Below are 13,836 nucleotides of genomic sequence, written 5' to 3'. Positions count from 1 at the left end.
TCATGGACTTGTCTTTATCAAAGTTAAGAAGCACATCAAATTCACTGATGTTGGGTGGTAGCGCATCTTCATCAAGCTCACTGCGCCCTGCCCGCTGCGCAATGGAAATCACTTGCGGATAGCGAAGTAATGCTTTTTGTACTTGTTGGCCTAAACGCATGGATTCATCAAGGGACGTTCCCGGCAACGTACTCATCACCACAATAAAGTTGCCCTCATGAAATTCCGGCAAGAAGGAGGTGCCAAAAAAAGGAAGTAAGGCCAAGGCAAAGACAAACGCCGATAAAGCCAATGCAAGCACTGTTTTACAATGTGCGATAGACCATTGGAGTGCTGTTAAAAAATGGTTCTTAAGCCATAGGACAAAGCGAGTTTCGGACTCCGCATCATGGTTAACTTCCTGTTCCACCGCATAATGCCGTTCCTTTTGCGATAAAGCATGCAAGCTCACTTCGGCATCGTGTTGTTTTTCTTGGCTACGTACTAACAAGAGATAGCATAAGGCGGGTACCATCGTGATGGACACCACTAAAGAACCTAATACCGAGGCAATATAAGCAATCGCTAAAGGACTAAAAATGTTCTCAGCAATACCTGATAAAAAGAAAATAGGCAAAAAGACCAGACTAATGATGATTGTGGCATAAACCACAGAACTTCGAATTTCCAAAACGGCATCAAAAACCACTTCCATGGTGGGTAAAGGATGCGCTTCCTGACGATTAATTCGTAAACGATGCACGACGTTTTCCACGGTAATGATGCCGTCATCCACCACTTCACCAATGGCGATCGCCATACCGCCTAAAGTCATGGAATTAATACCTATGCCAAAATAATGAAGAACTAGAATACCCACTACAAACGAAACCGGCATGGACAAAAAGGTAATAAACGAAGCACGCCAGTTCATCAAAAAAACAAAAAGAATGGCGATAACAATCACAGCCCCTTCAAGGAGTGCGCGAGTTAAATTTTGAATGGCGGATTCAATAAAATTGGCTTGGCGAAAGACATTAGTCCTTAAGGCCACATCGTGAGGTAAGGACTTTTTAATTTCAAAAAGCGCCTTTTCGACTTTCGCTGTGGTCGTGACCGTATCGGCTCCATAGGCTTTAGAAATAGTCCCAATCACCGCATGTTCAGCATTATAAGACGCATCACCCCGCTTAATTTCACCACCAAAAGCAACAACAGCCACATTATTAATGGTAATAGGCACCCCGTTACGAACCACAATCAGTGTTTTTTTAATGTCATCCAGTGTTTTGATGCGCCCAATGGTACTCACTACGAATTCAGTTCCTGCCTGATGGACAAAGGCACCAGGTACATTTTGATTCGCAGAGGTCAGTGCTTGTCGCACGTCTTCCACCGTAATTCGATAAGCTAACATGCGCTCAGGAATAAGACGTACCTGGTATTGCTTGACTTCTCCACCTAAGGAGACCACAGAAGCCACCCCACCTAATGCTAAAATCCGGGGACGAATCGTCCAATCCGAAATAGTACGCAAGGTTTCAGGACTTGCAGTGCGACTTACCAGCGCGTATTTGACCAGCCACCCCACAGCCGAGGTGACCGGTAACATGATGGGTGACTCAACGCCAGGAGGAAGGCGATTTACTACTTGTTGAATGCGCTCATTCACCAACTGACGATTACGGTAGATGTCTGTTTGGTCGTCAAACACCACCGTGATGGTGGACAGCCCTACAGACGTTTTAGAGCGTACGCTGACCACGCCTGGTGTGCCATTAATCGCACTTTCCAAAGGATAGGTAATTAAGGTTTCCACATCTTGGGTTGCCATGCCAGGCGCTTGAGTTTGTACCACCACTTGGGGTGGTGCAAATTCAGGAAACACATCCACCGGCATTTGTTTTAGGGTATAACCACCCAGCAAGCAAAGAATAATCGTTAATGCCAAAATCAAGGGGCGATTATGTAAAGACCAGGCAATGAGGCGAGTAAACATTTATTGAGGCTCCTCATGACTACCGGATTGAAATTTACTACCACCAGTAAGCCATAGTGTATAAATCTCACGATTACCTTGAGTCACAACAAGGTCGCCAGGAACTAAGCCGTCTGTAATTTCCGAATAGTCATCATCCACAGCACCTACTTTAACAACGACGCGATCGTAAATATCCCCATTTTGCACAAAAACAAATTGCTCGCCATCCGCCTGCAACACGGCAGTATTGGGTATGGTAAGTGCCGCCTCATTACGAGCTAAAATCACATTGGCGCGTACAAACATCCCGGGTTTGAGGAATCCCTCCTTATTGTCCAAAGTAATTCGCACATTGACAGTACGCGTTAATGGGTCAAGATTGGGTTCAATTAAAGTCACTTGTCCTGCAAAGACCTTCTTGGGGTAACTTAAGGCATGAATAGTCACCGTTTGCCCGACCTTAACCTTGCCTAAATCTTCTTCATACACTTGGGCGATGACTAACAATTTATCGCGATTGCTGATGTGAAAAAGAACGGTGTTCGGCTCAACGGCTTGGCCTAAATTGATGTTCCTGGCATCAATGATGCCTGCAATGGGCGCTGTGACTGCCACACTCGGCGGGGGATTGCCCACTAATCGTGATTGCACTGTGGCTAGGCGTTGCCCTTGCTTGACACTATCCCCTAAATTCACATCAATGGCGGTCACACTGCCACTAATCCGAATGCTGACATCCGCTTGCGCATCCGGTAAGAGTTGAACTTGACCATTCAAACCCAGCAATTGCGCCATAGGACGGTTGGTGGTATCCACCACCTTGATGCCAAGCATTTTAGTTTGTGCCGATGTTAAATGAACTGGGCCTTTGGCTCCTCCCTCACTCACTTCGATTTCTTCTCCGTGAGCAAAACCCTCATGAATAGGAAAGAAAAAACTCAAAAAAACACTAATAAAGACAATCAGTCTACTTCGTTGTCGCAATGTCATTGGCATCACCATTCCTTTGATAAGCTAAGTAGGAACAAAATCCTTGCGTGTTACCAGGACCAATGGCCGTACATAAAGTCACATACACCTGGTAATATTTTTCCAAGGTATTAAGATAAGTTACTTGCAAATCATTTTGTTGTTTTTGTACTTGTAAGACATTCAAAAAAGAAATTTGTCCGTTTTCATAGGACTCTTGTGCCAACGTCACATTATCAACACCCAGCTTCAGTGAAACACGTTGTGTTTCCTTAAGACTCATTTGCAGCGCGTGCAGTTGGGCATAATTACTCGCTACTTCCGTTTCAATGATTAAATCCAAAGCACGTAAGGCCAACATCGCTTGAGTTCCTGTGCGACTCGCCTCCATAATTCGTCCCTGATTACGATTTAAAAGTGGAAGCGGTACTGAAAGAGTAACCCCCAAAGTGCGATCGGCGGGTTGAGGTGGCCCCTCTTCCACCACAATTTTATCTTGTTGCACACCAAGCCCTACCGTCCAATCCGCAAAACGCTCCGCTTTGGCCAGACGACTGTCGGCATGAGCACGGTGAATGGATAACGCGATAGCGTGACGGTCAGGACGATTTTTAAGTGCCAGCGCTTTTAGACTAGATACTTCAGGAAATTTTTGTCTTGGGATTAAATCGGTTTGCAGGGATAAGGGGGTCTCGGCTTGCCGTCCCATCAATTGATTCAAGGTGGCATTTTGACTGATGAGTAGACTGTGCAATAAATGCTTTTCTTGCCCAATACGCAGATACTCAATGCGTGCTGCATTCTCATCCAGCTTTGAAATTTCAGCCGCATGATAACGGTTATGGATGACGTTGACTAATTCTTTATTGATTTTTAATAAGTAATTCACTTGGTGCATACGACGCTCAGTAATCACTGCCGCATAAAACGCATTGGCTACTTTGCTACTTAATTGACGCTCTGCTTCTCTAATTTCAGCAATCGCTTTCAACACGTCCAAATAGGCCACTGTTTTTTGTTTTGCAATACGTCCAGAAATAGGAAACGCCTGACTAAAACCAGCACTGCGTGAATATTCCCCTTCATCATTAAATAGGCGGTCGTCGTTATTGGAAAGATTAAGGCTTGGGTTAGGCCAAAGACCTGCTTGTAGCAAACGGGCCTTGGCAATGGCCACATTATAGCGCGCTGCTTTTAAATCCTTGTTGTTCGCTAAAGCGATAGGGGTTATTTCTTGAAGAGTCAATGCCTTCCCCGCTGTGGCCAAAGAGGCATACAGCAACAGAAGGATTACTCTATAAGAAAACCGAAAGACTCGATGCTGTTCCATAAACAATCGCTTAAGAAGTCACTCTATTGCTTTATCGTACAGCGGTAGGCTCGACCTACCATCCAATGGTCTGCTACGAAATCATTTTTGGGCTTGCCTTCATAAGTTTGCTGATGTTGAGTCACCAAAACCGTATTGGCACCTAAGAGAGCCGCTTCATTTCTTAGGATATTTTGTTCATCCTTAATCAAATGCTCATGCGATTGATATGATTGGCTCATGCCGTTGCGATCGTAGGCTTTGACTTCCCCTAAAAAAGCACAGCCTTTTGAGGGCTTGCCGGATTGGAGAAGGGTCACTTTTTCTCCTTCAGGGGTTAATTTGGCATTATAAGAACAGCCCACAAGGAGTGCGGGCACCAAGAATAGGTGAGCGTGTTTCATTAGAAAATGGGTCATGAATTAATACCTTCTTTTTATTATTTTATTTCTTAGTATCTCCTACCCAATGCCTTTAAACAAGCGTTGTCAATTAATTGGCGAGGTAGAGCAAAAAACAGAAAGGTCACTGATTGGAACTTAATACACTGCGGTAAGATGACTATTTTGTGCGTTTTCGTTTTCTGTTTGCGACTTGATGGATACCCAAATCGATAGGATTGTTCGTTGTTGCAAGCAGCGGACTATAGACACAAACGGAACCATTGATTTTTCTTTGCTTCGCGGCGTAACACGCCAAATCGGCTTCTTTGATGACGGTATTTACTGAAGTCGAGTGAGAATTCATCTGAGTGATGCCAATGGAGCAGCCTAGATTAAGCTTCGATAAAATACCTTTTTTAAATGATTGTTTGGTTACCGTGATAAGATTCTCAGCAATCTTTTTCGCCTCATCCACGGAGATGTGTTCCATCACGGCAATAAACTCATCCCCGCCATAACGAGCCACTACATCCTCCTTTCGCAATCGCTGCCTTAGGAGTTGTCCAAATGCGGTCAACGTGTTATCTCCCACATCATGGCCATAACGATCGTTAACCGCCTTAAATTTATCCATATCAATAAAAAGGACAATAACCCATCCATCATTGCTCTTAATGTGTTGAAACCGTGTGTTTAAAATATCAAAAAGAGTCTCTCGGTTATGGCAACCAGTCAGCGAATCGTATTTGGTATGATGCCTTAATAGTTCGTAGCGATTTTTAAAATCATCCATCACTTCCATCTTTTGAATGGTCTTAGTCATAAGACGACAAGACAAATAAACATAGGTGGCACCTAATAAAAACACACTGCCATAAAAATAATTAAGACAGTGGGGATCAACCAAGAGACCGTAAAAAATACTGGCCGAATAACTTAGAATAAAAGCGCCAATAAAAGCAAGGTAAACGAGCCACTGCCAACGATAATGGTTCGTTTGTTGCAATACGCTTTTAATTAAATAGGCACCACTGATGAGAAAGACAATACCAACCACGATCATAACCACTGGGAACACCATGATTTTGCCTTAAAAACAACTGACTGCTTCTTATCAGTATAGATCGATTTTGTTTTTTTTCTATGCGCAACCGTTTTTTTTCATCTTTTTTTCATAGTGTTATCCGTCGCAACTTAAGCGCATTAACAATGACGGAAACAGAAGACAGTGCCATCGCTGCTGCTGCAATAATAGGACTTAAGAGTAAGCCAGTGAGTGGGTACAAGACTCCAGCCCCCAAGGGCACACCCAGTACATTATAAATAAAGGCGAAGAACAGATTTTGACGAATGTTGCTCATGGTCATTTCTGACAAACGACGTGCTTTGGCGATGCCACGCAAATCCCCATGCAACAGGGTAATACCCGCACTTTCGATTGCCACATCAGTACCCGTTCCCATGGCAATACCAATGTCTGCTTTTGCCAACGCCGGGGCATCATTTACTCCATCTCCCGCCATGGCAACAATAAGACCCTTGTCTTTTAATTCACCCACGATGCGGCTTTTGTCTTCAGGCATGATTTCAGCCACTACCTTTTTAATGCCTAAGGTACTCGCTACCGCTTCTGCAGTTTTCTTGCTATCTCCGGTGAGCATAACAATTTCGATACCGCGTTGTTGCAACTCGCGTAGTGTTTCAGGAGTAGTCGATTTAATGGGATCTTCCACCACCAAAAGAGCGACTATTTTACCATCCACTGCCATGAACATGACTGATGCACCTTTGCTACGAAGTTCATCCGCTTGTTCAAGAAGGGAAGCATTGTCATTTCCATGCTCCTGCATTAATTTCACGTTACCAATGGCAATACGATGACCATTGATCTTCCCTATTACTCCCTTCCCGGTAGGAGCTTCAAAATCTTCAACTGAGCCCAAGGACAACTGTTTTTCTTTCGCAGCCGTTACAATGGCATTGGCAAGAGGATGCTCACTTTGGTGCTCAAGAGTAGCTGCAAACCCTAAAATAACCTCTTCATCAAACGCATCATCAGTCACAATGCGAGTCAATTTAGGACGCCCCTCCGTTAGGGTACCCGTTTTATCAACCACTAAGGTATTGACCTGTTCCATGCGCTCCAAGCTTTCGGCATTTTTAATTAAAACCCCATTTTGGGCTCCTTTTCCAACCCCTACCATGATGGACATGGGTGTTGCCAAACCAAGAGCACAAGGACACGCAATAATAAGTACGGATACGGCGGCAATTAAACCATAACTCAATGACGGTTGTGGCCCTAGAAAAGCCCATAGAATAAAAGACAATACGGCAACCAAAATCACTGCAGGAACAAACCATCCAGAAACGGTATCTGCTAATCGCTGAATAGGAGCACGACTTCTTTGGGCAACACTCACCATTTGGACAATACGAGCAAGCATGGTATCACTGCCCACATGCAACGCGCTCATCACAAAACTACCCCTCTGGTTTATAGTGGCTCCAATGACTTTGGCCCCTGCTTCTTTAGTAACCGGAATGGGTTCGCCTGTCACCATAGACTCATCGACAAAACTGCGCCCTTCCAATACTTCACCGTCCACGGGTATTTTTTCACCAGGACGAACACGCAATGTATCTCCAACATGAACCTTGTCAAGCGATACTTCTTCTTCACTGCCATCCTCTTTAATAAGATGGGCACGTTCAGGAGCCAATTTCAACAAAGCACGGATGGCACTACCCGTTTGCTCTCGTGCTTTGAGTTCCAGCACTTGTCCTAATAAGACTAAAGTCGTAATCACTGCTGCCGCTTCAAAATAAACAGCGACCACCCCTTCTTGATTTCGAAACGCATGGGGAAATACACCTGGCCAAAGAACAGCCACCACACTGTAAATCCACGCCACCCCAATACCCATAGCAATCAAGGTAAACATGTTTAATTGACGTATTTTTAGAGAGTGCCAACCGCGCTTAAAAAATGGCCAACCGCCCCATAACACCACGGGTGTTGCAAGAAGCAATTGCATCCAACTGGAAACAACGCCAGAAATAAAATGCTTCAAACCATGTCCACCCATCTCCAATATCACGACAGGACCAGTCAAAATCAATGCAACCCAAAATCGACGTCTCATATCAAGATACTCAGGGCTCGCTGCTTTTTCTGCTGATATTGTTTCGGGTTCTAATGCCATACCACAAAGGGGGCAATGACCAGGGGCAGATTGACGAATTTCTGGATGCATAGGACACGTATAAACGATTAGACCTTCCATTTTGGAGGAATCCTGCTGAGGCTTGTGTGCCTTATGTTCCTGATGACAACCAGCCTGCTCTTTACCAGAATGTATCTGTTTTTGATGAGGGTCTTGCTTCATCGGTCACCCCTTTATATTGTTTTCACTGATTACCCTGTCCACCCAGCACTAAAACCTCTGGCGACCCACTAAAAACCAATGGGTCTGTCTGAGCCCGTCACAATTCACTAAGAAAACGAATGGTCTTAATGCCCAGCTCCGCCGCCATGACCACCATGTCCGCCTGCGTTGTGTCCTCCATAGCCATCAGCCTCTTGTGAACTATGTTTCACCGCACCATCACAAGAGCTCAAAAAGGAAGTCGCAAAAACCAGCCCAATGAACACCATCATGATCCTGATTACTTTAAAAAATGACATGTGATACTCCTTCTCTATTAAGACTGTTCCAACTTATTTTTTATAAGTCTTTACCAACTTATATTGTGCTAAATCCGTCGCAATCAAATCACTGACATCAATCGCATTGGTGATATGACGGATGGTATTACAGGTGATGACTTGCACCCCTTCCATTCCTGATAATAGGGAGTATGCGTCTTGTGCAAACAGCGCATGCACCCCAATACAAACAATGGACTTAACTCCTGCTTGGTGTAAATGCTTCACCGTCTCTACCATAGTTCTGGCGGTGGAGATGATGTCATCCACCAATACGGGGGTTGACGATTCAAGCTTAAGTAGATTGGGTACCGAAATAGCCACCTCTTTATCCCCATGACGAACTTTTTCCAAAATTACATAAGGAAACGGGCCTTGTTCTGCAATACTAGAAACCCACTGCTCGCTTTCCACATCAGGGCCAATAATCACTGGGTTGGAAACATGCTGTTTAATCCATGCAGCGATAGGGTTTGTGGCATGTAAGACAAAGGTAGGAATGGAGTAGATTTCATCTAAAGAGTGGTAGCGATGCAAGTGAGGATCAATTGTCATCAGCCAATCCAATGAGGTGGATAACATCTCGGCAAAATAACGCGAGGTAATTCCTTCACCTTGATGAAAGCGCTTGTCTTGGCGTAGATAGGGAAGATAAGGAGCAATCAAGCCGATTTTTTTAGCGCCTAATTCTTTAGCCGCTTTGGCAAAAAACAGCAAAGGCAGTATTTTTTCATCAGGCTGGTTTAAGCTATCCACTACCATGAGATTGCGATTTTTAACCTCTGAATTAATTTTTAAGTACCATTCCATATCTGGAAAACGATGGAACGTCACTTCACCAACGTCCACTTGGAGTGATTCTTGTAATCGTCTTGCTAGTTCTGAGGAGTCAAATAATGAAAATAATAGTGGCTTCAAGAGTGTTCTCCTAAAACAATGACGTCTTGTTTGTCGCGCAAAACATCACAGGCGTAGTTTAGCTCCCCTGAAGACTCCGCATGAATGGTAAACAAAGGCTCGCCTTGCTCCACTGGTGCACCCACATGAACATGCAAATCCACTCCTGCTGATTGCGACTTAGGCGCACCAGCAAGCTTGGCTATTTTGGCAAGCTTTCGATTATCGATAAGAGCTATCTGCCCTCTTTGGGAAGCCACAACAGGATGAGTAAAGTGTGCTGTTTTCAATTCCTTCATCCCCCCTTGCGCCTCGCAAATGGCCTGAAATTTCTTAAACGCTTGCCCGCTGTCCAATACTTGTTGCGCTACGGATTGGCCTAAGCCTTCTGGAACTTTGGATGACAATTCAAGAAGAGCACCCGCCACCTTTAAGGCTCTTTCGCGTAAATCATTTGGGGCATCAGGCAACCCTTGCAACACGGCAAGAACATCACGTGCCTCCAACGACGGACCAATGCCATTTCCCACCGGTTGCGACCCATCAGTCAATATCGTATGGACCACAAGCCCTAACTGTTGTCCTACGTCCTCAAGCAAGTGTTTCAGAAGTAACGCCATAGGCTTATCCCTGACTTTGGCAGTAGGTCCTACCGGGATATCAATGACCGCATGCGTAGCCCCCGTTGCAATTTTTTTAGAAAGAATCGAGGCGACTAATTGTCCTTCGCTATCCAAATCCAAGGCTCGTTCCACACGAATCAGCACATCATCGGCGGGGCTTAAACTCACAGCACCACCCCACACAATGCAACCGTTTTCTTTTTCAACCACGTGACGCATGGCCTTTGGGCTTAAGTAGACTGGCGCTAAAGTTTCCATCGTATCGGCGGTTCCTGCAGGAGAGGTAATCGCGCGGGAGGACGTTTTGGGGATGATTAACCCAAAAGCCGCGACAATAGGCACCACAATCAGGGTCGTGCGATTTCCAGGCAATCCGCCCACGCAATGCTTGTCCATCACAAGCGGCGAAGACCAGGATAAGCGATCACCACTGTCTATCATAACTTGAGTGAGTCTCATGATTTCATTTTTTGTGAGATGTCCTGCGCTACTTGCCGCTAAAAAAGCAGCAATTTGCACGTCAGACAGTCGACCACTTAACACATCATCCACAATCCCTTTGAGTTGCTCATAAGACAGTTCATTGCCATAAATCTTGGTATGCACGAAGCTTAATGATTCCAACGGTTTAGGATGCGAGAGTTGAATTTCATCGCCTTCTTTAGCCTTTAAAGAATCCCAAGCATAATTGGACAAACTGGCCTCACCTGGCTTTAAAAGCTCTGAAGTCACGACATTGAGGGTGGCCATAATAGAGCGTCCACCTAAGCTCACTTGAATACGTGTTTGTACTTCAAACCCTTCCGAATGACAAACATGACAATCCTCTCGCATGTAAATAATGGCTTCATGATAGGTTTTAATCCCTAAATACTTTAAACAAAGCACATGACTGTTCTCATGACTCACGACAAATCCTCCGTTTGCAGATAAGAAGGAATGGTGCATGAAAAACCGAATTGTTGCTCAATCTTTTCTTTTAATGATTGAGCAGAGTGGTGCTCACCATGAGTGATAAAGATTTTTTTAGGCGGTGTAACAAAGTGCTTAAGCCAGCCTAACAGTTCTTGATAATCCGCATGTGCTGACGTACTGCTCATGGCCACGACCTTAGCACGTATAGGAACAAAACCCCCATGAATTTTGACTTCCTTCTCTCCATTCACAATCCTGGCTCCACGCGTACCCCCCGCCTGAAAACCAGTAAACAACAAAGTGCTTTTAGAGTCCGGGGCAAACGCTTTCAAATGATGCACAATGCGACCTCCTTGAGCCATGCCACTGGCAGAGAGGATGATTTGCGGCATTTTATGGCGGTCAATCTCCTTGGATTCCTCAGGCGTATGAACATAGGTGGCCGCCTGACATAACCCGCGACATTGTTCTTCAGTTAAATGATGATCTTCTTTATAAGTACACAACAAACGAGTAGCATCAATCGCCATAGGACTGTCTAAAACCACTGGAATGTCTTTGGGAATTTCCCCTGTTCGTTTCAGTTCATAAATAAAATAAAGAATACTTTGCGCACGTCCCACTGCAAAAGCAGGAATCACAACTGAGCCGCCTCGGTTGATGGTTTCATTAATCACTTGGCCAAGTTGGGGTAAGGGATCGGTGACCCCATGCAGTCGATCTCCGTATGTGGATTCCATCACCAGATAATCCACTTCTTGAATGATGGTGGGGGCTTTCATGACGGGGTCGTGAGGACGGCCTAGGTCTCCGGTAAATAAAATCGAGCCCTTCTTGGTTTTTATTTTTACCATGGCGGCACCTACGATGTGACCGGCACGATGAAACTCAAAATTCAATTCACTGAATAATTGGTGTGGCGTATCAAAATCAATCGTCTCAAAATAATTTAAGGCCTCTCTTGCCTCTTTTTCTGTATAAAGAGGAAGAGCTGGCTTATGCTTGGAAAACCCGTATTTATTGGCCAGTCGGGCTTCTTCTTCCTGCAGATGTCCACTGTCTGGCAATAAAATAGCGCATAATGCCTTGGTGCCTGGTGTGGCATAAATTTTGCCTTGAAATCCCTTTTTGATGAGCAAGGGCAGATAGCCCGTATGGTCAATGTGTGCATGAGTGAGAATGACCGCATCAATATCACGTGGGTTAATAGGCAAGGGATCCCAATTGCGTAAGCGCAATTCTTTATAACCTTGAAAAAGACCGCAATCAATAAGGATTTTTTTAGAATCCACCGTCAAAAGATATTTTGAACCGGTCACCGTCTGGGTTGCCCCTAAAAAAGTTAATTTCATTGTGCCTCCGTTAGACTTCCTTGTTTTTTCAAATCCACCTGATTCCGCCACATCACATACACCACGGGAATCACAATTAAGGTCAGCAAGAGCGCTGAAAAAACGCCACCCACCATAGGGGCTGCAAGACGTTTCATGACGTCAGCTCCAATCCCTGTAGCCCACATCACAGGGAGCAGCCCCAGGATATTGGCAAGACCTGCCATGACCATAGGTCGAATACGCGATACCGCACATTCTCGCACCATTTGAATCAAATCCGGCAAGGTGTTGAGTAATCCCTTTTCTTTTTGCGCAGTGTAATCGGAATCGAGGTAGGCAAGCATCACGGCACTTGTTTCGGCCGCAACGCCTGCGAGCGCAATCATCCCTACCCAGACCGCAATGCTCATGTTATAACCTAATACATAAAGCAACAGGAAGCCGCACCATACGCTGCACCCCAAGAGCTAAAACCACTGTGACTACGGCAGGCAAACCTTCAGGAATCGCAGCAACCGCAAGACTGACTGAACTCATGAACAGTTTAAAAATGGGAATGTTACGCAGTAAACCCAATCCAAAAATGGCAATCACAATGAAAAAACAAAGCCACAATAAACGAGAACCCACTTGGTTGAGTTTTTTCTGTAAAGGCGTTTCATCACAGGAGGCTTCGCCCAGCATTTTGGCAATATGGCCCATTTCTGTTTGCATGCCGGTCGCAACAACTAGTGCTCTGCCTGTACCATCGGCAATAGATGTTCCCATAAACACCATGTTTTTGCGATCAGCTAAAGGAGTGTCTTGGGCACAAAAATCAAGATGTTTAGCAACCGGTAGGGATTCTCCCGTGAGTGGGGCCTCATTGATTTTAAGTGCGGACAATTCAAAAAGACGCGCGTCTGCTGCAATTAAATCGCCGCTTTCAAAAAGAATAATATCACCGGGGACGACATCAGATGCAACAATTATTTTAGCATGACCATCGCGCAATACGGTGGCTTTGGGTGCCGCCATTTGTTGCAGGGCAAGCATGGCGCGATCAACGCGGTATTCTAATACGAAGCCAATGATGGCATTTAAAATGACAATAGCCAAAATGGCAATGGCATCGGCTTTTTCATCCAACAAAAAAGACACAACAACAGCACCTAAAAGCACCCAGGAGACCACACTTCCAAATTGCTGCAAAAAAATGAGGAAAGGAGACGTTTTTTTCTGTTGACTCAGCAGGTTGGGTCCTGCTTCTTTTAACCGCTGCTCCGCTTCTTTCTCAGATAGTCCTAAAGATAAGTCAGTTTGAAACAACAATGCCATATCTGCAGGTGATTTTTCGTGCCACTGCTCTACCATGACAGCCATCCTTTGCATTCGCCATCCATTATGATGTGGTGCGCATCATTTTATCCCAATTTTTAGTGCCCAAATAGTTCTTATTAATAGAGTGAGCGCTCATGTTAACCTTTAGGATTGAGTAAAAGATTTTAGTGTTAGCGACCACCACCGCCACCATGACCAACATGGCCTTGAGCGACATGCTCTTCCAGACTCTTAGTATCCTTACTGCTAGTGCCACTGCTCATGCACGCAGTAAGGATTAAACAACACGCCAAAACCATCCAATGACTGTGTTTCATGATGATTTCCATCCTTGATTTTAAAAGGAAATAATTACAATATAGACTCTTTGGCATGGACAAGTCAAAACAAAGTGTTCTCTGCTTTGACAGACAGTTA

At 44.8% G+C, this 13,836-nt stretch carries 11 protein-coding genes and 2 pseudogenes; all 13 read right to left on the bottom strand.

All coding sequences use genetic code 11. The features are described 5' to 3' along the window. Positions 1-1,978, bottom strand: a 1,978-nt coding sequence (locus ACWTEW_RS01775; RefSeq protein WP_454783507.1) for an efflux RND transporter permease subunit, incomplete at its 3' end; no start/stop codon positions are given. Then, positions 1,979-2,950: an efflux RND transporter periplasmic adaptor subunit gene (locus tag ACWTEW_RS01770; RefSeq protein WP_454783508.1), complete on the bottom strand. Its 972-nt coding sequence runs from the start codon at positions 2,948-2,950 to the stop codon at positions 1,979-1,981. Next, a complete protein-coding gene (locus tag ACWTEW_RS01765; RefSeq protein WP_454783506.1) occupies positions 2,928-4,259 on the bottom strand; it encodes a TolC family protein in 1,332 nt (443 codons plus the stop codon). Before ACWTEW_RS01765 ends, ACWTEW_RS01770 begins: the two co-directional genes overlap by 23 nt. A 23-nt stretch (positions 4,260-4,282) precedes the next feature. Further along, the gene (locus tag ACWTEW_RS01760; RefSeq protein WP_454783505.1) at positions 4,283-4,657 is read right to left on the bottom strand and encodes a DUF4156 domain-containing protein; all 375 of its coding nucleotides are present in this window, start codon (positions 4,655-4,657) and stop codon (positions 4,283-4,285) included. A gap of 142 nt (positions 4,658-4,799) precedes the next feature. Further along, a complete protein-coding gene (locus tag ACWTEW_RS01755) occupies positions 4,800-5,702 on the bottom strand; it encodes a GGDEF domain-containing protein (protein ID WP_454783504.1) in 903 nt (300 codons plus the stop codon). A gap of 91 nt (positions 5,703-5,793) precedes the next feature. Continuing rightward, positions 5,794-8,010 (bottom strand): copper-transporting P-type ATPase, encoded by a 2,217-nt coding sequence (copA, locus tag ACWTEW_RS01750; protein WP_058478519.1) that lies wholly within the window; start codon positions 8,008-8,010, stop codon positions 5,794-5,796. 125 nt (positions 8,011-8,135) lie between these two features. After that, a complete protein-coding gene (locus tag ACWTEW_RS01745; RefSeq protein WP_162264086.1) occupies positions 8,136-8,282 on the bottom strand; it encodes a hypothetical protein in 147 nt (48 codons plus the stop codon). A gap of 60 nt (positions 8,283-8,342) precedes the next feature. Continuing rightward, positions 8,343-9,248 (bottom strand): ribose-phosphate pyrophosphokinase, encoded by a 906-nt coding sequence (locus ACWTEW_RS01740; protein ID WP_058478520.1) that lies wholly within the window; start codon positions 9,246-9,248, stop codon positions 8,343-8,345. Further along, positions 9,245-10,798 carry a thymidine phosphorylase family protein gene (locus tag ACWTEW_RS01735; RefSeq protein WP_080444844.1) on the bottom strand — a complete coding sequence of 518 codons (1,554 nt, stop codon included), beginning with the start codon at positions 10,796-10,798 and terminating at the stop codon, positions 9,245-9,247. The genes ACWTEW_RS01740 and ACWTEW_RS01735 overlap by 4 nt, the downstream gene beginning before the upstream one ends. Beyond that, entirely contained in the window at positions 10,756-12,117 is a 1,362-nt protein-coding gene (locus ACWTEW_RS01730) for an MBL fold metallo-hydrolase RNA specificity domain-containing protein (RefSeq protein ID WP_058393311.1), read from the bottom strand. Before ACWTEW_RS01730 ends, ACWTEW_RS01735 begins: the two co-directional genes overlap by 43 nt. Then, a pseudogene (locus tag ACWTEW_RS01725) lies at positions 12,114-12,542 on the bottom strand (efflux RND transporter permease subunit); the annotation flags it as partial. The gene ACWTEW_RS01730 and the pseudogene ACWTEW_RS01725, both read right to left, overlap by 4 nt. Further along, a pseudogene (locus ACWTEW_RS01720) lies at positions 12,532-13,452 on the bottom strand (HAD-IC family P-type ATPase); the annotation flags it as partial. The pseudogenes ACWTEW_RS01725 and ACWTEW_RS01720, both read right to left, overlap by 11 nt. 137 nt (positions 13,453-13,589) lie before the next feature. Further along, entirely contained in the window at positions 13,590-13,736 is a 147-nt protein-coding gene (locus ACWTEW_RS01715; protein ID WP_165481743.1) for a hypothetical protein, read from the bottom strand. Between the last annotated feature and the right edge of the window lie 100 nt (positions 13,737-13,836).

It is taken from the genome of Legionella stuttgartensis (assembly GCF_977063405.2).
Note: the sequence above shows the minus strand (reverse complement) of the source record. Positions and strands in the feature narration are given on the sequence as shown.